We start from the raw sequence: 20,065 nt of genomic DNA on the forward strand, positions 1-20,065 counted from the left end.
TGTCCGGGGTGCTGCCTGCTGATTCTTGATGATTCGTGATGATTCGCGCAGCCCGCTCGCGCGGGCTCCGTGCGCCGCTCAGGCTTCGTGCGCGGTCTTGCCGAACAGCGCCGCGATGCCGGCCGGCGAGCCGAACACCGCATCGGCGTCGTGGCCCGCGCCCGGAATCCGGTGCGTTTCGTGGGTGCAATCGGCCGCGCCGCGCGAGGCGATATAGCGGGCGTAGGCCAGGCCGCGCCCGAGCCGGTGCTCGCCTTGCGTCATCGCCGCGCACGAGCGGTCCAGCGCCGGGTGTTCGGGATCGCAGTCGCGCTCGCCGAGCAGCACGGTCACGTCGCGTTCCAGATAGGCGCGCTCGAACGCGCCCGGCTCGGCGGCGGCGGGCTGCTCGCTCGCATAGGCGGGCAGCGCGTCGAGGCCGTATTTCCAGTCGTTGAAGCCGGTGCAGCGCGCGCCGTCGAACGGCGAGAAGCCGCCGTCGGCATCGGGGCGTAGCCGGTCGAAATACACGTACGACGACGGATTCGCAATCACGTAGCGCAGCGCCACGCCCTGCGCGCTCAACGCCGCCTCGCCGTGCGCCAGCACCGCATAGCGCTGCGCGACCTGCCCGCCGCCCGAATGGCCGGCCACCACCACTTCGCGCAGCGCGGGGAACGTGGCGCGGTCGGCGAGCGCCGCGAGCAGCGCGTCGAGCACGTCGAACGAGCTGACCGGCGCGGGCGCCAGCGCCTCGCCGCCGCCCATCCAGCCGGTCCAGTCCCAGCACAGCGTGGAGGCCGGCAGCCGGTGCGCTTCCACGTCGGCCTGGGCCAGGAACTGCGGCACCAGCAGCACCGTGTCGTTCGAGTTGCGGCCGGCCGCGGCGCGGGCGCGATGGGCGAAGCGGAAATACGCGTCGGCGTTGCGCAGCCGGCCGTGCAGCAGGATCACGGCAGTCGTGACGTCCGGCTGCGAGGCGTTCCATTCGCCGGTGGCGAACAGCGGCACGATGCCGGTGCCGGCCGGTGCGTTGACGGTCAGGTGTTGCGGCGCGACGACATCGACGGGCCGTTCGTTCGGCGCGCGTTCGTCGTGGGCGTGGTCGGGCACGGTGCTCAAGCGGGGGTCCTCATGGTGGCCGCTGCGTCGGCGCCGAGTTCGGGGTGTCCGCGACGGGACAGCCCGACCAGGGCGAGCGAGACGAAGCCGGCAAAGATCAGATAGAACGCGGGGGTCAGGCTGCTGCCCGTCAGCGACGTAAGCCCGGTGATGGTGAACGGCGCGAGCCCGCCGAACAGCGTGACGGCGACGTTGTACGACAGCGCCACGCCGGACGAGCGGCTGCGCACCGGGAACAGCGTCGCGAGCATGCCCGGGTGGGCGCCCGACATCGCCGCGAGAAACACGGTGGAAATCAGTTGCGCGATCAACAGGCGCTCGGCCGACGGCGCGGACACCACGAACACGAACAGCGGATACGCGCACAGCATCCAGGCGATCGTGATCGGATAGAACAGCCGGTACGGCCCGTAGCGGTCGGCCAGACGCCCCGACAGCGGGAACAGGAACAAATTCAGCAGGCCCGAGAAGAACGCCCCGCGCAGCGCGACCTGCAACGGCAGGTGCAACTGGCGCTCGACGTACACGGCCAGATAGGAGTGCCACACATAGTTGGTGGCCGCGCCCACCGCGATCACGCCCATCGCGCACAGCGCGGCGCGGCCGTTGTCGCGGAAGAACGTGCGCAGCGGCACCTTCGGGCGCTCGCCGGCGCTTTCCGCGCGCAGTTGCTGGAACTCCGGCGATTCCGCCACCTTGTGACGGATGTAGAAGCCGAGCGGCCCGGCCAGCGCGCCGCACAGGAACGGCACGCGCCAGCCCCATTCCACCAGCGAGGCATGCGACAGCCGCGTGGTCAGCAGATAGCCCGCGGCCGACGACAGCAGCAGCGCGAACGACTGCGCCGTCATGTTGAAGCTGCCGTAGAACATCTTGCGGCCCGGCGGCGCGTATTCCACCAGCATCGCCGAGGCGGTGGCGAACTGCCCGCCCACCGACAGCCCCTGCAGCACGCGCGCCAGGATCACCAGCGCGGGCGCGGCGTAGCCGATCTGCGCGAAGCCGGGCGTCAGCCCCATCAGCAGCGTGCTGCCGGCCATCGAGATGATCAGCAGCGACAGCGCGCGGCTGCGGCCGGCGCGGTCGGCATACACGCCGAGCAGGATGCCGCCGAGCGGCCGCACGAAGAAGCCCACCGCGAACGTGGCCAGCGTCAGCATCAGCGACACCAGCCCGTTGCCGGACGGGAAGAACACCTGCGCGATGATCTTCGAGAAATAGCCGTAGATCAGGAAGTCGAACCATTCCAGGCCGTTGCCGAGCACCGACGCGAAAATCGCGCGGCGCACCATCGACGGCGACATGCGCACGGCCACGGCAGACTCCGCCGCCGCGCTGTCGCGCGCGACCTCGGTCACGTGATTGACTGAATTGGCTTGACTCATGATCCGCACCCCGGCGTGTCGTAGATGGCGGCCAGTGCGCAGGCCGAGGTCAGCATTTTCGCGCCGTTGTGGCCCACGCCGGGCACCACGTGCAGATGCTGGTTCAGGCCTTGCGGATGGCGCGCCTGCAGATAGCCGAAGTAGGCTTCGGCGCGCGCGAGGCGTTGCGGGCCTTGCGCCTCGGCCGGGCAGCTCTGGTCGAGCGCCTTCTGCTGCGGATCGTCGTCGTTGCCGCCCACCAGGTACGTAACCTGCCGCGCCGCGTAAGCCGATTCGAGCTGCGCGGCGGTGCGGTCGGCCAGGTACGGCGGGCGCTTGGCCATGCCGTATTTCCAGTCGTCGAAACCGGGGCACGCGGCGGCGTCGAACGCGGCGGGCTTGCCGTCTGCGCCGGGGCGCTCGGCGTCGAAATACGCATACGACGACGGGCTCGACACCACGTAGCGCAACGCGATGCCCTCGCGGGCCAGCGCACCGGTTTCGCGCGCCGCCACCGCGTAGCGCTGCACCACCTGGCCGCCGCCCGAATGGCCGGCGAACACCACCGTCTTCAGGTTCGGAAAGCGCGTGCGGTCGGCCAGCCGTTCGACGATCGTGTCGAGCACCGTGTAGGAGCTGACCGCGACCGGCGCGAGCGCGGCGTCGCCGGCCATCCAGCCGTTGGCGTCCCAGCGCAGCAGCGCGGCGTTGCCGGCTTCACCGCCGCGCTCGGCCAGATCGAGCGAGGCCAGGAACTGCGGCGCGATCAGCAGCGTGCCGCTCACGTCGGCGCCTTGCGCGGCGGCCGCGTCGCGGCCCTGCTCGGCGCTGTGGAAATAGCGATCGGCGTTGCGCAGCTTGCCGTGGATCACGATCACCGCGCGCGTCACTTCGGGCAGCGGCTGGTTCCAGTCGCGCGACAGGTAGAGCGGGAATTGCGCGGCGCCGGCCGGCGTGGCGATCGGCATGCGCGTCGCCGAGATCCGCGCGACGGGGCGCAGGTGCGCGTTGTAGACGTGCGGCGCGGCGGCGGCCGAAGCGGCAGCGGTGGCGGCGCTCCCGGCCGAAGCGGCGGGGGTGACTGTCGCCGCCGAAGCCGCCAGCGCGGGGCCGGCTATCGTGCCTATCGTGGCCAGCGCGCCGGCCGCGATGGCCAGCCCGGTGCGCCGCGCGAGGCGGGTGAGGATCGGTACGGATTGCATGCGAACTGCTCCTGAGGGCGCGGGCCGCGCATCGCACGGCCCTGGCCCGACTGCTGACGAATAAAACCGTGCTGCGCGTGCGGCGTGCTCAGAACCGCGTGAACATGCCGAGCGTCACGCCGGTCTGGTTCGGCCCGAACGCCGTGCTGTCGGTGGTGCCGACCGGCGTGAAGGCGCCGTTGTTGCCGCGCGTCGCCTGGGCGTAGGCCACGGTCGCGTACAGCGAGGTGCGCTTGGACAGCGCGTATTGCGTGCTCAACACGCCCATCCAGGTATTGGAGTTGCCGGGCGTCTTGTCCTGATCGTAGTAATAGGCCGCCGTCACCTTCAGGTTGCGCGCGAGCGGATAGCGCACGCCGCCGAAGAACAGCGCCTGCGCCGACGACGCCGTCTTGGTGGTGGCCGGGTTGGTCAGAAAATGCTCGTAGCCCGCCAGCAACTGGCCGCGGCCGATGTCCTGGCGGAACGCGATGCTCAGGTTGCGCGACTTGGTGAAGTTGCCGGTGGTGTTGATCGCGCCGTTGCGGTAGTCGTAGGCGAGGCCCACGCCGAACGTGCCGCCGTCGTAATCGAGGCCGGCGCCGTAGGCCGCGCTGCTCTGGAACGAGGTCGGATCGCCGCCGAAGCTGTAGCCCGCGATCGCAGTGATGCCGGCGAAGCTGCCGACGTACTTGATCATGTTGCTGTTGCGCGCGCGGAACGCGAAATCGTTCGACGAGCCGGTGGTCGGGAACCACGTGTATTGCGGCGAGAACTGCATCGGGTCGTAGCGCAGCAGGACGTCGTACATCGGGGTGTATTGCAGGCCGAACGACAGCGAGCCGAACGTGCGGTTCGACAGGCCGACCGCCGAGGTGCGGTTGAACAGCGTGCCCGCCGTGGCCTGGGTGCCGTCGTTGCTGTTGAAGCCCGATTCGAGCACGAACCACGCGGCATTGCCGCCGCCGAGGTCTTCCGAGCCGCGCACGCCCCAGCGCGAGTTGTGGATGCCGCCGGAATTCATCCGGAACAGCGAGCCGCCTTGCGCGCTCGCATGGCTCAGGTATTCGACGTTGACGTCCACCACGCCGTACAACATCACCGAGCTGCCGCCGCTGCCCCCGCCGGTGGCGAGTTGCAGTGCTTCGTCGACTTCGTCCTGCTGCGCGTAAGCGGACGCGCATCCGGCAAGCAGCAGGGCTGCTGCGGCGTGGTGCTTTTTCACTTCGTGTCTCCTGGACCTTGTTGTGGTTTTCGATGTTTCGATGGCCGTCTCCGTCGCCCGGGGAACCCCGCCATATCAGGCTGCAATGTGTCAGGCGCAATCCTATGGAGTCCCAAACCAGATGTAAAATATCGATTCGCTTGTAGTGCCATATGTCTGAAATATGGCTCGATCGTCCTGCCTGCCGGAGCCGTCCCGATGGAATTGCGTCACCTTCGTTACTTCCTTGCCGTTGCCGAGGAAGGCCAGTTCACGCGCGCCGCCGAGCGGCTGGCGATGCAGCAGCCGCCGCTGTCGCAGCAGATTCGCCTGCTGGAAGAAGAGATCGGTTTCGAGCTGTTCGTGCGCCAGCCGCGCGGCGTGGAACTGACGCCGGCCGGGCGTGCGTTCGCGCAAAGCGCCGAGCTGGTGCTCGACACGCTGCAGCAAGGTGTGGCGCACGCGCGACGGATCGCGCGCGGCGAGCTGGGCACGATCGCGGTCGGGCTGACCAGTTCGGCCGGCTTCCACCCGATGACCACCGACGCGATCCGGGCGTTTCGCGCCGATCACCCCGGCATCGAGATCACGCTGGCCGAGCTGAACGCGGCAGAACTGAGCGAGCGGCTGTCGAACGGGCAACTGCACGTGGCGTTTCTGCGCAAGCCGGTGGATACGCTGCCCGGCGTGGCGTTCGAGCCGCTGCTCGACGAACCGATGGTGGTGGTGTTGCCGGTGGGCCACCGGCTGCTCGACGGCATGCAGGGCAAGCAGGGCGAGCCGCCCGCCATTTCACTGAAGGCGCTCGAACACGAGGAATTCATCCTGGTGCGCCGGCCGGGCGCGCCGGGCATGTATGCGGATTTCCTGGCCGCGTGCCGCCGCCAGGGTTTCGTGCCGCACGTGGCGCGCGAGGTGCCGCGCATGCTGACCGGCATCCATATGGTGGCGGCCGGGCTGGGCGTGACGCTGGTGCCGGCCTCGATGCAGCGCTACGACCACCGCAGCGCCGTGTTTTGCCCGCTGGCCGATCCGGCCGGTTTTTCGGCACCGCTGCACCTGGCCTATCCGATCGAGATGCGCGATCCGGCCGCGGCGCGGTTTGTCGAGTTCGTGCTGGAGAAGAAGGCGCAGGCCGATCGCGAAGGCGATGCGGCGGGGGGACGCGCGATTGATCGGGGGTGGCAGGGGCCTCGGTCGCTTCGGTAGCCTCAGCCACTGAAGCCGCTGGTGGCGCTAAAAGGCACTTCCAGCGCTTCAGTCTTCAGCCGGCCCCGCCACCCTCGGAGAACAACGCATCGGCCAACGTCACGCCCTCGTCGCTGAGCGTCACGTGGCCGATGCCATCCTCGCCGATCTCGGTGTGCGTCAGCCCCGCGCCATCGAGTTGCGTCAGCGTGCGCCGCAACGTGCTCATCGGCACCTGCGAGCGCTTGCTCAGTTTCGCCAGCGACCACGCGCGCCCCGGCGTTTCGGTCAGCGCGTCGCGCAGGCAGGCCAGCACCGCGACGATCACCGGGTCGAGCCCGCCGTCGTCCTGCGTATCCGGTTCATCGCCGCCCACTTGGCCGCCTTCGTGTTCCGTGCCGTTCGTCATCTCGTCTCCTCCTCGTCTGGTTCGATCCGGCCGCCGCTGTCGCTGCCGTTGCCGCCCTTGTTGCTCTCGGCGACTTTGCCGCTCTCTCCGGCCTCGTTGCCCTTGCCGCGCGCTCCCGTCGCGCCACCCTCGCCGCCCTCCCCACGCACCGCCGCCGCCACCAGCCGGCCCAGCGTGCGCACCGCCTCCTCGATCTGCGGCGACCACGGGTAACTGTAGTTGAGCCGGATGCAATGCTGATAGTTGCCGGTGGTCGAGAACATGTGCCCCGGCCCGATCGTAATGCCCTCGGCCAGCGCCAGTTGATACAGCGCCATCGCATCGCAGCCGGCCGGCAGCTCGACCCACAGCACGTAGCCGCCGGCCGGCTGGGAAATGCGCGTGCCGTCGGGAAAGAAGCGCCGCACCATCGCGCCCATCAGGTTGGCCTGCTGGGCAAAGGCCTTGCGGATGCGCCGCAGATGGTGGTCGTAGCCGTCGTGGCGCAAATATTCGGCGATCGCCAGTTGGTCGAGTGCGGGCGTGGCCAGCGTGTTCAGGAACTTGAGCTTCTCGACCTGATCGCGGTAGCGGCCCGGCATCGCCCAGCCGACCCGGTAGGCCGGCGACAAGCTCTTCGAAAACGACGCGCAATGCAGCACCAGCCCGCGCCGGTCGAACGACTTCAGCGCGCTGGGCCGCGCCTCGCCGTAATACAGCTCGTGATAGACGTCGTTCTCGATGGCCGGCACGTCGTGGCGCGCCAGCAGCTCGACCAGCGCGGCCTTGCGCGCGTCGCTCATCCGAAAGCCGAGCGGGTTCTGGAAATTCGGCATCACCATGCACGCGGCGATCTTCTCGCGATCGAGGATGCGCGCCAGCGCGTCGAGGTCGATGCCGTCCACCGGATGCGTGGCCACCTCGATCGCGCGCATGCCGAGCCGCTCGATCGCGTGCAGCATCGCGTAGAAGGTGGGCGATTCGACGGCGATCGTGTCGCCGGGCCGCGCCACCGCCTGCAGGCACAGGTTGATCGCCTCGGTCGCGCCGATCGTCACGACGATCTCGTTCGGATCGACGGCGATGCCGCGCTCGCCATAGCGTCGCGCGATCTGGCGGATCAGTTCGGGGTTGCCGGGCGGCAGGTCGTCGATCACGCCCCAGCGCGTGCGGCGGCGCGCAATGCCGTGCATGTGGCGCGCGATCCGCTGCGACGGAAACAGCGCCGAATCGGGATACGGCGAACCGAGCGGCACGGCGTCGTCGCGCGCGATGGTGCGCAGTGTGGACAGCACCAGCCGGCTCACGTCCACCGTCGACGACACGGCAATCGGCGTGCTGACGTTCAGCGCCGGCTCGTCGGCCGCCACCTCGCGCGCCCGCACGAAATAGCCCGACTGCGGCCGGCTCTCGATCGCGCCACGGCTTTCCAGCACCAGATAGGCGCGCACCACGGTGGTGATGCTCAGATCGTGCTGGTGACTCGCCTGCCGCACCGACGGAATCCGCTCGCCCGGCAAATACACGCCGCGCCGGATCATGTCGTCGATCTCGTCGGCCAGCTTTTCGTAACGCTTCATGCTGTCTCGTTAAGATTGTTCTGAAGCACAGTTTTGGCTTCAGGTGTGCTGAAAAAACGCAACTGTACTCTTTTTCGACCGCGCCAGGTGTGTACCCATGACGCACTGCGGCAAAGGTACGCTGTTTCCATCGCCGCTAGAGGCGGCCTTACGACACGTAGCAGCCATGAAGAAGAAAGCTCCGACTCCGCGCATCGAACCCTACCACCACGCCGCAGCGGGCTGGGGGGCCGTCAAGCAGGTTGCCATCAACCTGATCAAGGAACGGGTATCGGGCGGCAACTACCGCACGCTGTTCCGCCAGAACCAGCCGGACGGCTTCGATTGCCCGGGCTGCGCCTGGCCCGACCGCCAGCACGCGTCCACCTTCGAATTCTGCGAAAACGGCGTCAAGGCCGTGGCCGCCGAAGCCACCTCGAAGCGCGTGGGGCCGGATTTCTTCGCCGCCAACACCGTCACCGCCCTGCTCGACCAGTCCGACTACGAACTCGAACAGCACGGCCGCCTGACCGACCCGATGGTGTACGACGCCGCCAGCGACCGCTACCTGCCGATCGGCTGGGACGACGCGTTCGCGCTGATCGCGCGCCACCTGAACACGCTCGACAACCCGAATCGCGCCGCGTTCTACACCTCGGGCCGCGCCAGCAACGAAGCCGCGTTCCTGTATCAGCTGATGGTGCGCCGCTTCGGCACCAACAACTTCCCCGACTGCTCGAACATGTGCCACGAGGCCACCAGCCGCGGCCTGCCGGCCACGGTCGGGGTCGGCAAGGGCACCGTCACGCTGCACGATTTCGAGCATGCCGACCTGCTGATGATCTTCGGCCAGAACCCGGCCACCAACCACCCGCGCATGCTCGGCGAGCTGCGCGAGGCGGCCAAGCGCGGCGCCACCATCGTCTCGATCAATCCGCTCAAGGAACGCGGCCTGGAACGCTTCTCCGATCCGCAAAGCCCGATCGAGATGCTGACCATGGGCAGCACCAAGATCGCCTCGCGCTTCGTGCAGCCGACCATCGGCGGCGATTTCGCGCTGATCAAGGGCGTGGCCAAGCGGGTGCTCGAATTCGACGACGCAGCGGTGCTGGCCGGCCGGCCGCGCGTGCTGGACGTGGCGTTCATCGACGAACACTGCGCCGGCTTTGACGCGTTCGCCGACGACCTGCGCGCCGAGGATTGGGCCGCGCTGACCGCCGAGAGCGGCGTGTCGTACGCGCAGATCGATTCGCTGGCCGAGCTGTACGCCTCGAGCGAACGCGTGATCGCCACCTGGGGCATGGGCATCACGCAGCACAAGCATTCGGTGCAGACCATCCACATGCTGTCGAACCTGATGCTGATGCGCGGCAACATCGGCCGCGAAGGCGCGGGCCTGTGCCCGGTGCGCGGCCACTCGAACGTGCAGGGCAACCGCACCATCGGCATCGAGGAAAAGCCCACCATGGCGTTCCTCGACAGCCTCGGCAAGGTGTACGGCTTCGAGCCGCCGCGCCATCACGGCTACGACGTGGTGGAAACCATCGAGGCGATGCTGGAAGACCACGTCAAGGTGTTCATCGGCCTGGGCGGCAACTTCGCGATGGCCACGCCCGACACGCCGCGCACCTGGGACGGCCTGCGCCGCTGCGCGCTGACGGTGCACATCACCACCAAGCTGAACCGCAGCCACCTGATTCACGGCCAGGACGCGCTGATCCTGCCGACCATGGGCCGCACCGAAATCGACCTGCAGAACGGCGTGTCGCAGGGCGTGACGGTGGAAGATTCGATGAGCATGGTGCACGTGTCGTACGGCATGAACCAGCCGGCCTCGCCCAACCTGCTGTCGGAGACGGCGATCGTCGCGAGGATGGCGATGGCGCTGTTCGGCCCGGGCGATTCGGTCGACTGGCAGGCCTACATCAACGATTACGCGCTGATCCGCGATGCGATCGAGGCCGTGCTGCCCGGCTTCGAGAACTACAACGAGAAGATCGCCCAGCCGGGCGGCTTCCACCTGCGGGTGGCCTCGCGCGAGCGCGACTGGATCACGCCCAACGGCCGGGCGAACTTCATCGCGCACCCGCTGCCGACCGACACGCCGATCCAGCGCGCCCGCGCGCAGCACGGCGAGAAGCTGCTGACGTTGATGACCACGCGCTCGCACGACCAGTACAACACCACCATCTACGCGCTCGACGACCGCTATCGCGGCGTGTTCGGCCAGCGCCGCGTGGTGTTCGCCAACAAGGACGACCTGGCGATGCTCGGCTTCAAGGCCGGCGACTGGATCGACCTGGAAACCGTGTGGCACGACGGCATCGAGCGCCGCGCCGACGGCTTCCTGCTGGTGGAATACGACATCCCGCGCGGCTGCCTGGGCGCCTACTACCCGGAAACCAACCCGCTGGTGCCGCTCGACAGCACGGCCGACATCGCCAACACGCCCACCTCGAAGTCGATCCCGGTGCTGATGCACCGCGCGGCCGTCCAGCGCGCCGCGGCCTGATCGTCAGATCGAACACGGCGCGGCGGCGCTCGACCGCCGCGCCGTGCTCCCGTTCTCCGCTTGTCGTTTGCCGCCGGCGCGGCGTGCCCGATGGCGCGCCGTGTCGGCAAGGCATCGCGTTTCTGGTAGCGTTACCCGCTTCACCCGCCGCATCGGAGTTGCCGTCATGATCATTCGCCCACGCGAACACTGGTTCCGGATGCTGTTCGTCTGGAACGGCTCGGTGCTGCAATCGATCCTGCCGCAACTGGCCGTGATGACCGTGATCAGCCTGCTCGCGCTGCTGACCGACGGCCGCATCCTCGGCACCAAGGTGCCGCTGAACCCCACCCCGTTCACGCTGGCCGGCCTTGCACTGGCGATCTTCGCGGCGTTCCGCAACAACGCCAGCTACGACCGCTATTGGGAAGCGCGCAAGCTGTGGGGCGGCGTGCTGACCGCCGGGCGCGCGCTGGTTTCGCAGGCGCTGGCCTACGGCGCAACCGACGACGGCGCAGGCTTCGCGCGCACCGTGATCGCGTTCGTCTACGCGATGAAGCACCAGTTGCGCGGCAGCGATCCGGCCGAGGATCTCGCGCAGTACCTCGACGCCGAAGCCTTCTCGCAGGTGGCCGCCGCACGGTTCCGGCCGGTGGCGATCCTGCATCTGCTGCGCGGCCGGCTGGCCGAACGCCAGCGCGCCGGCGAACTGAGCGATACCCGGCTGTGGATGCTCGACGCGCAACTGAACACACTTGGCGAGAAGCTGGCCGGCTGCGAGCGGATCGCCTCCACGCCGATCCCGTTCCCGTACCACGTGCTGCTGCATCGCACGATCTATTCGTACTGCATGATGCTGCCGTTCGGGCTGGTCGATTCGATCGGCTTCGCCACGCCGTTCGTGTCGGTGTTCGTGTCGTACACGCTGATCGCGCTCGATACCATCGCCGGCCATATCGCCGAGCCGTTCGGCACCGGGCCGCACCACCTCGCGCTCGATACGCTGACGCGCCAGATCGAGCGCTCGCTGCTCGAAACCGCCGGCGCACCGCTGCCCGATGAAATCCCCACCGATTCGCATTACCGCGCCGCGTAGGCGGCTCGTCGCTTCGCATCCGCGCTACGCCGGATCGCATCGCCGGCCGCGCCGCCGCGCGCGCGAGCCGACAATGCGGCCATGAGCGCTCCCGCCACGCTGCCCATCGCCCAGCCCGTCATGCTGCCCGCCGCCGCCCGGCTGCGCGAGCCGATCCACCTCGACCTGCTCGAGCCGGCCGCGCGCAAGGACTGGGGGCGGCGCGTGCTGCAACTGCGCGAGCACTGGCGGCCACGCCATCCGGTCGCGCCGTTCTTCACGCTGGGGCTGGCGGCCTATCTCGACCATGGCCCGCACGGCACCGGCCTGTATGCCGACGACGCCGCGCGCCACGCCGCCAACGCGCTGCTCGACGCGCAATTCCGGCCGCTGCTCGACACCGTGGCCACCGCGCTGTCGGCCCGGCTCGGCGCGCCCGCCGTGCTGGCCGCCGACGTCGATCGCGCCGCGCTGCCCGGCTTCCATATCTATCTGCCGCATCCGGCGTTCGGCAAGCCGGTGGCGAACGTCCACCGCGATCTGCAATTCCGCGACGTGTTCCCCGCGCACGAGCCCGCGCCGGGCGGGCTGATCAGCTTCACGCTGTCGTTGTCCACGCCGCCCGGCAGCGGGCTGCGGCACTGGCCCGCCGAAAGCGACGGCAACGCCGACGGCGAGCCCGCGTTCTTCCCCTACCGCGACGGCATGCTGGTGGTGCACGACGGGCTCGTCACGCATCAGGCCGTGCTTGCCTGCGACGGCGGCGTGGCGCGCATCACGCTGCAAGGCCACGGCCTGCAACGCCAGGACGGCCGCTTCGTGCTGTATTGGTGACGTGGGGGACATGCGCGACGCCGCGCCGGAAGGCCCGGGCATTAATGAGAGAATCGCGGATTCATTCGATTCGACGGAGCCTGCATGAAGCGCCTGATGTCCACGCTCGCCGTCACCGCCGCGCTCGCGGCGCTGGCGCCCGCCGTTCCCGCCACGGCCGCGACGCCGCCCGGCATCTACGTGATCGCCACCCAGATCGGCGAATTCACCACGCTCGATCCGGCCGAGATCTACGAACTGGTGCCGTCCGAATACGTGGCCAACGTGTATGAGCGGCTGGTGCGCGTGGACCTGCGCGATCCGTCGAAATTCGACGGCCGCATCGCGCAATCGTGGAGCGTCGGCGCCGACGGCCTGACCTACACGTTCAAGCTCACGCCCGGCCTGAAATTCCACTCCGGCAACCCGGTGACGGCCGACGACGTGGCCTGGTCGCTGCAGCGCACCGTGCTGCTCGGCAAGGGGCCGGCCAGCGTGCTGGCCGACCTGGGCCTCACCAAGGACAACGTCATGCAGAAGGTGCGCGCCGTGGACGCCGCCACCGTCACGCTGCAAACCGACCGCAAGACCGCGCCGAGCTTCGTGCTGAACGTGCTGAGCGCCGGCCCCGGCTCGATCGTCGATCGCAAGCTGCTGGAAGCCAACGCGCGCGGCGGCGATTTCGGCAACGCCTGGCTCAAGACGCACGACGCCGGCTCCGGCCCGTATCAACTGGTCAAGTGGACAGCCAACGAGAGCCTCGTGCTGCAACGCTTCGACGGCTATCCGCAGCCCTACCCGATGAAGCGCATCGTGCTGCGCCACGTGCCGGAAGCCTCGGCGCAGCGGCTGCTGCTGGAGAACGGCGACGCCGATGCCGCGCGCAACCTGAGCCCCGACAGCCTGGCGAGCCTCGCCAAGGCCGGCAAGATCCAGGTGGCCGCCACGCCGGTGGCCGCGCTGATGTACCTGAGCCTGAACACCAAGAACCCGAACCTCGCCAAGCCCGAGGTGCAGCAGGCGATGAAGTGGCTGGTGGATTACGAGGGCATCCAGCGCAACATCGTCTCGACCACCTACAAGGTGCACGAAACCTTCCTGCCCGATGGCTTCCTCGGCATGCTCGACAGCAACCCGTACCATCGCGACGTGGCCAAGGCAAAGGCACTGCTGGCCAAGGCCGGGCTGCCGAACGGCTTCGACGTGACGATGGACATGCCGAACGATTATCCGTACGTGGAGATCGCGCAGGCGCTGCAGGCGAACTTCGCGCAGGCCGGCATCCGCGTGAAGCTGCTGCCGGGCGACGCCAAGCAGGCGATCGGCAAGTACCGCGCGCGCCAGCACGACATCTTCATCGGCGAGTGGTCGCCCGACTACATGGACCCGAACAGCAACGCGCGCGGGTTCGCCTGGAATCCGGACAATTCGGACAGCTCGCCATCGCGCATGCTGGCCTGGCGCAATGCCTGGGCCATTCCGGACCTGACCAGGCAGACCGACGCGGCGCTGGCCGAGCCGTCGCCCGCCAAGCGCGCGGCGCTCTACCGCAAGCTCCAGCAGGAAGTGCTCGACCGCTCGCCGTTCGTCATCATGTTCGAGAAGGTGGTGCAGGTCGCCACGCGGCCCGGCGTGAGCGGGCCGGAAATCGGGCCGATCAACGACCTGACCTCGTATCGGACGTTGAAGAAGTAGGCGCGGCGGATTTTTGACGCGCTTAGTGCGCGCTCGAATGTCTGATGTAATACCGGTGCCCGATTCGACGGAGTGCGTATGAACCTGCATATGAACCTGCGAATGACACCGAAAAAACCACGCCTGCTGGCGGCGCTCGCCGCCCTCTCCGCCTGCGTCGCGCTGTCCGGCCTGCCCGCGCGCGACGCGCTGGCGGCCACGCCGAAAGACATGTTCGTGATGGCCACGCTGCTCGACGAGTTTTCGACGCTCGATCCGGCCGAGGTCTACGAACTGGTGCCCGAGGAATACATCGCGAACGTGTACGACCGGCTGGTGCGCGTGAACCTGAAGGATCCGTCGAAGTTCGACGGCGACGTCGCCCAGTCGTGGAAGGTGGACGCCGACGGCACCACCTTCACGTTCACGCTGCGCGATGGCCTCAAGTTCCACTCCGGCAACCCGCTCGCGGCCGAGGACGTGGCCTGGTCGATCCAGCGCGCGGTGCTGCTCGACAAGGGCCCGGCCGCGGTGCTGGCCGGCATCGGCCTGACGCCCGCCAACGTCCGGCAAAACGTGCGGGCCGTCGATGCGCACACGGTCACGATCCGCACCGATCGCAAATACGCGCCCACCTTCGTGCTCAACGTGCTCGGCGCGTGGCCGGCCTCGGTTGTCGATCGCGCGCTGCTGCTCTCGCAGCAGCAGAACGGCGATTTCGGCAACGGCTGGCTCAAGACCCACGAAGCCGGCTCGGGCGGCTACCGGCTCGTCAAGTGGACGCCCGGCGACAGCCTCGTGCTGCAACGCTTCGACGGCTACCGGCTGCCGCTCGCGATGAAGCGCATCGTGCTGCGCCACGTGCCCGAGGCCGCGACCCAGCGGCTGATGCTCGAAAGCGGCGACATCGACGCCGCGCGCGACCTGAGCCCCGACGATCTCGCCGCCGTGGCGCACAGCGGCAAGGCGAAGGTCATGGCATCGCCGCAGGCCACGCTGCTCTATCTCGGCCTGAACACCAGGAACCCCACGCTCGCCAAGCCCGAGGTGCAGCAAGCGCTGAAATGGCTGGTGGACTACGACGGCATCCAGCGCAACGTCGTCAAGACCATCTACAAGGTTCATCAGACCTTCCTGCCCGAAGGCTTCCTCGGCACGCTCGACGACAACCCGTACCACCTCGACGTGGCGAAGGCCCGCGCGCTGCTGGCCAAGGCCGGCGTGCCGAACGGCTTCGCCGTGACGATGGACGTGCGCAACGACTACCCGTACACCGAGATCGCGCAGGCGATCCAGGCCAACTTCGCGCAGGCCGGCATCAAGCTCACGCTGATCCCCGGCGACAACAAGCAGACGCTGTCGAAATACCGCGCGCGCCAGCACGACATCTACATCGGCGACTGGTCGGCCGATTACATCGATCCGCACAGCAACGCGCAGGGCTTCGCCTGGAATCCCGACAATTCGGACGGCTCACGCTACAAGATGCTGGCCTGGCGCAACGCCTGGGCCATTCCGGAGCTGACCAGGCAGACCGACGCGGCGCTGGCCGAGCCGTCACCGGCACAACGCGCGAAGCGGTATCAGGCGATGCAGCGCGCGATGCTGGCCGATTCGCCGTTCGTGATTCTGTTCGAGAAGGTGGCGCAGGTCGCCACCGCGCCGGGCGTGTCCGGCCTCGCGGTCGGGCCGATCAACGATCTCGTGTCGTATCGGCAATTGAAGAAGTAGGTGCGGCGCACCCGCGCCAAGCGGGTTTGCCGCGCCCGGCGCATCCGGCATACTTCGGGTTCGCGCGCGGATCGGCAGCCGATGGCCGCCTCGCGCCGCGCCCGACTTCCCCTCCCAGGAGACCGCCGCCTCGATGTCGTCCCCCATCACGCTGTTCGACGCGCTGCGCACGCTGCCCGCGCGACGCCCGCTCGCGCGCTGGACGCTGCGCATCGTGCGCTGGGCGCTGACGCTGGCGATCACCTTTGCGGGGCTGCTCGCGCTGACCTTCGTGATCGGCCGCAAGGTGCCGATCGATCCGGTGCTGGCGGTGCTCGGCGACCGCGCCTCGCCCGCCGCCTACGCGGCCGAGCGCGCGGCGCTGGGCCTCGACCGGCCGCTGCTCACGCAATTCCTGATCTACGCGCGCGACGTGCTGCACGGCAACCTCGGCATCTCGCTGCTGACCTCGAACCCGGTGGGCGACGACATCCTGCGCGTGTTCCCGGCCACGCTCGAACTCGCCACCATTGCCACCGTGATCGGCATCGGCATCGGCGTGCCGCTCGGCGTGGCCGCCGCGGTGCGCCACAACCGCCCGATCGATCACCTCGCGCGCTTCGTCGGCCTGATCGGCAGCTCGGTGCCGGTGTTCTGGCTCGGCCTGATGGGCCTGCTGCTGTTCTACGCGAAGCTGCACTGGGTGGGCGGCCCGGGCCGGCTCGACCCGGCCTGGGACGGCATGGTCGACACCCGCACCGGCAGCCTGCTGGTAGATTCCGCGCTGGCAGGCGAGTGGGACGTGTTCCGCAACGCGCTCTCGCACATCGCGCTGCCGGCCGCGATCCTCGGCTACTACTCGGTGGCCTATCTGAGCCGCATGACGCGCTCGTTCATGCTCGACCAGTTGAGCCAGGAATACATCGTCACCGCGCGCGCCAAGGGCGTGCCGGAGCGGCGCGTGATCTGGCGGCACGCGTTCGGCAATATCGCCGTGCCGCTGCTCACGGTGATCGCGCTGACCTACAGCAACCTGCTCGAAGGTTCGGTGCTAACCGAGATCGTGTTCGCGTGGCCCGGCATCGGCTCGTATCTGACCGGCGCGCTGCTGAACGGCGACATGAACGCCGTGCTCGGCGCCACGCTCGTGATCGGCGCGATGTTCATCACGATCAACCTGCTAACCGACGCGCTCTACCGCGTGTTCGATCCGCGCGCGCGCTGACTTGCCGCCCCGACCAGCCGCCTCGAACCGCCGCCTCGAACGGATTTCCCCCGATGACCCAGCCTCCCGTTTCCCCCGACACAGCGCCCGGCCCGCGCTGGCGCGCCTGGCTGCTCAGCGACGCGCCCGCCTCGCGCTCGCAGGCCTCGCTCGGCCTGGCCTACCGCCGCTGGCGCCGCTTCGCGCGCAACCCGCTGAACCTGCTCGGCCTGGCGATCCTGACCGCGCTGGTACTGCTCGCGATCGCCGCGCCGCTGGCGATGCCGCACGACCCGCTGCGCCAGGTGCTGAACGACCGGCTGCTGCCGCCCGGCTCGCCCTCGTACTGGCTCGGCACCGACCAGCTCGGCCGCGACATCCTTTCGCGCCTGATCGCCGGCTCGCGCATCACGCTCGGCATCGCGATCCTGGTGGTGGCGATCGTGGTGCCGATCGGCGTGCTGATCGGCACCACGGCCGGCTTCGTGGGCGGCTTCGTCGACAGCGTGCTGATGCGCATCACCGACATCGCGCTGGCGTTCCCGAAGATCGTGCTGGCGCTGGCGTTCGCGGCCGCGCTCGGGCCGGGCGTGGTCAACGCGGTGGTGGCGATCTCGATCACCGCGTGGCCCGCCTACGCGCGGCTCGCGCGCGCCGAAACCCTGCGCATCGCGCAGGCCGATTTCATCCACGCCGCACGCCTGCAAGGCGCCTCGGGCACGCGCATCCTGCGCCGCTACATCGTGCCGATGTGCCTGTCGTCGGTGATCGTGCGCGCCACGCTCGACATGGCCGGCATCATCCTGACGGTGGCCGGGCTCGGCTTTCTCGGCCTCGGCGCGCAGCCGCCCAGCCCGGAATGGGGCTTCATGGTGGCCTCGGGCCGCAACGTGCTGCTCGACGCCTGGTGGGTGGCCACGCTGCCCGGCGGCGCGATCCTGCTCGTCAGCCTCGCCTTCAACCTGCTCGGCGACGGGCTGCGCGACGTGCTCGACCCGCGCCACGGAGCCTGAACCGATGACCCACGCACCCTCCCCGCCGGCCGCGCCGCTCGTCGAGATCGACGGGCTGCGGATCGGCTTTCGCGGCCACGACGGCCAAGTCACCGACGCCGTGCGCGATTTGTCGCTGACGCTCGCGCCGGGCGAGCGGCTCGGCATCGTCGGCGAATCCGGCTCCGGCAAATCGCTGACCGGGCGCGCGCTGCTCGGCCTGCTGCCCGACGCCGCGCAATGGTCGGCGCGCACGCTGCGCTTCGCCGGCCGCGACCTGCAAGCAATGCGCGCGGCCGAACGGCGCAAGCTGTGCGGCGCCGAGATCGCGATGATTCTTCAGGATCCCAAATATTCGCTGAACCCGGTGATGACGGTGGCGCAGCAAATGGCCGAGGCGTTCCGGCTGCGCGAACCGGGCCTGCGCGGGCGGGCGCTGCGCGAGCGGATCGTCGAGGCGCTCGCGGCGGTGGAGATTCGCGACCCGCAACGCGTGGCCGACGCCTGGCCGCACGAGCTGTCGGGCGGCATGGGCCAGCGCGTGATGATCGCGATGATGGTGTCCACCGGCCCGCGCCTGCTGATCGCCGACGAGCCCACCTCCGCGCTCGACACCGCCGTGTCGATGCAGGTGCTCGCCGTGCTCGACGCGATGGTGGCGCGGCATGGCTCGAGCCTGATGTTCATCAGCCACGACCTGCCGCTCGTGATGTCGTTCTGCGACCGGGTGGCCGTGATGGTGGGGGGCCGCGTGGTGGAAACCTGCGCCGCGCGCGATCTCGCGCACGCGCAACATCCGTACACGCGCGGGCTGCTCAATGCGACGCCGCCGCTGCAAGCGCCGCCCGATCAACTGCCGGTGCTCGCGCGCGACCCGGCCTGGTTCGAGGAGACCGGACGATGAACGCAGCCGCTGACTCGAAAGCATCCGACGCCCCCGAGGCTCCGATGATCGACGTGCGCCACGCCTCGGTGCGGTTCGCCACGCGCACCGGCCATGTCGACGCCGTGCGCGACGTCAGCTTCGCGGTGGCGCGCGGCGGCGCGTTCGGGCTGGTGGGCGAATCGGGTTCGGGCAAATCCACGCTGCTGCGCGCGCTGACCGGCCTCGCGCCGCTGGCCGGCGGCACGCTCGCGATCGACGGCCGCGCCGTGAGCGGCAAGCTCGACCGCGCGTTTCGCCGCGACGTGCAGATGGTGTTTCAGGACCCCTACGCATCGCTGCACCCGCGCTTCACGGTCGACGAAACGCTGCGCGAACCGCTCGCGATCCACGGCATCGCCGACGCCGACACGCGCATTCCGCGCGCGCTGGCCGAGGTCGGGCTGGGGCCGGCGTTCCGCTTCCGCTATCCGCATCAGTTGTCGGGCGGCCAGCGCCAGCGCGTGGCGATCGCCCGCGCGCTGATCGTCGAGCCGCGCGTGCTGCTGCTCGACGAACCGACCTCGGCGCTCGACGTGTCCGTGCAGGCCGAAATCCTGAACCTGCTGCGGCGGCTGCATCGCGAGCGCGGGCTGACGATGCTGCTGGTCAGCCACAACCTCGCCGTGATCGGCTTTCTGTGCGAGCGGCTGGCCGTCATGCAGCACGGCGCGGTGGTCGAGCAACTGGAAATCGCGGCGCTGCGCGAGGCGCGCGTGGCGAGCGACTATACGCGCACGCTGCTGCGCGCGATCGACGGCTACCGGCGCACCGAGGCCTGAGCCCGACACGGCGTGCGAGGCAAGCGCACCCCGGCACGCACTCGCAAGCGGGCCGGCGACTGTCGTACCATCGCACAGCAGGTCCGGCGGATCGCGTGACCGGAGCGACCGCCCGGCGCTGCATTTTTGTTCAACTGCATAAGGAGCGCCCGTGATTCATCTCATCGAAACGCTCGTGGTCGGCCTGGTGGTCGGCTTGCTCGCCCGCGCGCTGAAACCCGGCGACGACAAGATGGGCATCGTCATGACCATCGTGCTCGGCATCGCCGGTTCGGTCATCGCCGGCTATATCGGCCGCGCGGCCGGCTGGTATCAGCCCGGCCAGGGCGCCGGCTGGATCGCCTCGATCATCGGCGCGATCGTGCTGCTGGTGGTGGTCGGCGCGGTGCGCAAGCGCGCCCGCTGAGGCCGGTTGGA

16 protein-coding genes and 1 pseudogene are annotated in these 20,065 nt (G+C 69.1%); 11 read left to right on the top strand and 6 right to left on the bottom strand.

Going from position 1 to position 20,065, the window contains the following annotated elements; genetic code table 11:
• Positions 1-78 precede the first annotated feature (78 nt).
• From AB4850_RS08885 to AB4850_RS08900, 4 genes are all read right to left on the bottom strand, one after another.
• On the bottom strand, positions 79-1,101 hold the full coding sequence (locus AB4850_RS08885) for an alpha/beta fold hydrolase (RefSeq protein ID WP_414439452.1): 1,023 nt from the start codon (positions 1,099-1,101) through the stop codon (positions 79-81).
• Positions 1,098-2,405: an MFS transporter gene (locus tag AB4850_RS08890; protein WP_414441991.1), complete on the bottom strand. Its 1,308-nt coding sequence runs from the start codon at positions 2,403-2,405 to the stop codon at positions 1,098-1,100. Before AB4850_RS08890 ends, AB4850_RS08885 begins: the two co-directional genes overlap by 4 nt.
• Before the next feature lie 77 nt (positions 2,406-2,482).
• Complete coding sequence (locus tag AB4850_RS08895; RefSeq protein ID WP_414439453.1) at positions 2,483-3,667, bottom strand: alpha/beta hydrolase; 1,185 nt, start codon at positions 3,665-3,667, stop codon at positions 2,483-2,485.
• Positions 3,668-3,755: 88 nt separating this feature from the next.
• Positions 3,756-4,871: a porin gene (locus AB4850_RS08900; RefSeq protein ID WP_414439454.1), complete on the bottom strand. Its 1,116-nt coding sequence runs from the start codon at positions 4,869-4,871 to the stop codon at positions 3,756-3,758.
• 198 nt (positions 4,872-5,069) lie between these two features.
• Here AB4850_RS08900 and AB4850_RS08905 point away from each other — a divergent pair, with 198 nt between their 5' ends.
• Positions 5,070-6,059 carry a LysR family transcriptional regulator gene (locus AB4850_RS08905; RefSeq protein WP_414439455.1) on the top strand — a complete coding sequence of 330 codons (990 nt, stop codon included), beginning with the start codon at positions 5,070-5,072 and terminating at the stop codon, positions 6,057-6,059.
• 55 nt (positions 6,060-6,114) lie between these two features.
• Here the strand turns inward: AB4850_RS08905 and AB4850_RS08910 are convergent, their stop codons facing one another.
• Positions 6,115-6,447, bottom strand: coding sequence for an ArsR family transcriptional regulator (locus tag AB4850_RS08910; RefSeq protein WP_414439456.1), 333 nt, complete (start codon positions 6,445-6,447; stop codon positions 6,115-6,117).
• 143 nt (positions 6,448-6,590) lie between these two features.
• A pseudogene (locus tag AB4850_RS08915) lies at positions 6,591-8,006 on the bottom strand (PLP-dependent aminotransferase family protein); the annotation flags it as partial.
• A 166-nt stretch (positions 8,007-8,172) separates the two neighbouring features.
• Between AB4850_RS08915 and AB4850_RS08920 the strand changes: the two are divergent.
• From AB4850_RS08920 to AB4850_RS08965, 10 genes are all read left to right on the top strand, one after another.
• Positions 8,173-10,497, top strand: coding sequence for an FdhF/YdeP family oxidoreductase (locus tag AB4850_RS08920; RefSeq protein WP_414439457.1), 2,325 nt, complete (start codon positions 8,173-8,175; stop codon positions 10,495-10,497).
• A gap of 166 nt (positions 10,498-10,663) precedes the next feature.
• Entirely contained in the window at positions 10,664-11,572 is a 909-nt protein-coding gene (locus tag AB4850_RS08925; RefSeq protein ID WP_414439458.1) for a bestrophin family protein, read from the top strand.
• An 81-nt stretch (positions 11,573-11,653) separates the two neighbouring features.
• Positions 11,654-12,385 carry a hypothetical protein gene (locus AB4850_RS08930; RefSeq protein WP_414439459.1) on the top strand — a complete coding sequence of 244 codons (732 nt, stop codon included), beginning with the start codon at positions 11,654-11,656 and terminating at the stop codon, positions 12,383-12,385.
• 84 nt (positions 12,386-12,469) lie between these two features.
• The gene (locus tag AB4850_RS08935) at positions 12,470-14,059 is read left to right on the top strand and encodes an ABC transporter substrate-binding protein (RefSeq protein ID WP_414439460.1); all 1,590 of its coding nucleotides are present in this window, start codon (positions 12,470-12,472) and stop codon (positions 14,057-14,059) included.
• Positions 14,060-14,161: 102 nt separating this feature from the next.
• The gene (locus AB4850_RS08940; protein ID WP_414439461.1) at positions 14,162-15,769 is read left to right on the top strand and encodes an ABC transporter substrate-binding protein; all 1,608 of its coding nucleotides are present in this window, start codon (positions 14,162-14,164) and stop codon (positions 15,767-15,769) included.
• Positions 15,770-15,902: 133 nt separating this feature from the next.
• Complete coding sequence (locus AB4850_RS08945; protein WP_414439462.1) at positions 15,903-16,973, top strand: ABC transporter permease; 1,071 nt, start codon at positions 15,903-15,905, stop codon at positions 16,971-16,973.
• A gap of 53 nt (positions 16,974-17,026) precedes the next feature.
• The gene (nikC, locus tag AB4850_RS08950) at positions 17,027-17,965 is read left to right on the top strand and encodes a nickel transporter permease (RefSeq protein ID WP_414439463.1); all 939 of its coding nucleotides are present in this window, start codon (positions 17,027-17,029) and stop codon (positions 17,963-17,965) included.
• Between the two features lie 4 nt (positions 17,966-17,969).
• On the top strand, positions 17,970-18,848 hold the full coding sequence (locus tag AB4850_RS08955) for an ABC transporter ATP-binding protein (RefSeq protein WP_414439464.1): 879 nt from the start codon (positions 17,970-17,972) through the stop codon (positions 18,846-18,848).
• Positions 18,849-18,892: 44 nt separating this feature from the next.
• Positions 18,893-19,648 carry an ABC transporter ATP-binding protein gene (locus tag AB4850_RS08960; protein ID WP_414441992.1) on the top strand — a complete coding sequence of 252 codons (756 nt, stop codon included), beginning with the start codon at positions 18,893-18,895 and terminating at the stop codon, positions 19,646-19,648.
• Between the two features lie 151 nt (positions 19,649-19,799).
• Complete coding sequence (locus AB4850_RS08965; RefSeq protein ID WP_414439465.1) at positions 19,800-20,054, top strand: GlsB/YeaQ/YmgE family stress response membrane protein; 255 nt, start codon at positions 19,800-19,802, stop codon at positions 20,052-20,054.
• Positions 20,055-20,065 lie beyond the last annotated feature (11 nt).

Source organism: Burkholderia sp. 22PA0106 (assembly GCF_047497155.1).
Taxonomy (GTDB): domain Bacteria; phylum Pseudomonadota; class Gammaproteobacteria; order Burkholderiales; family Burkholderiaceae; genus Burkholderia.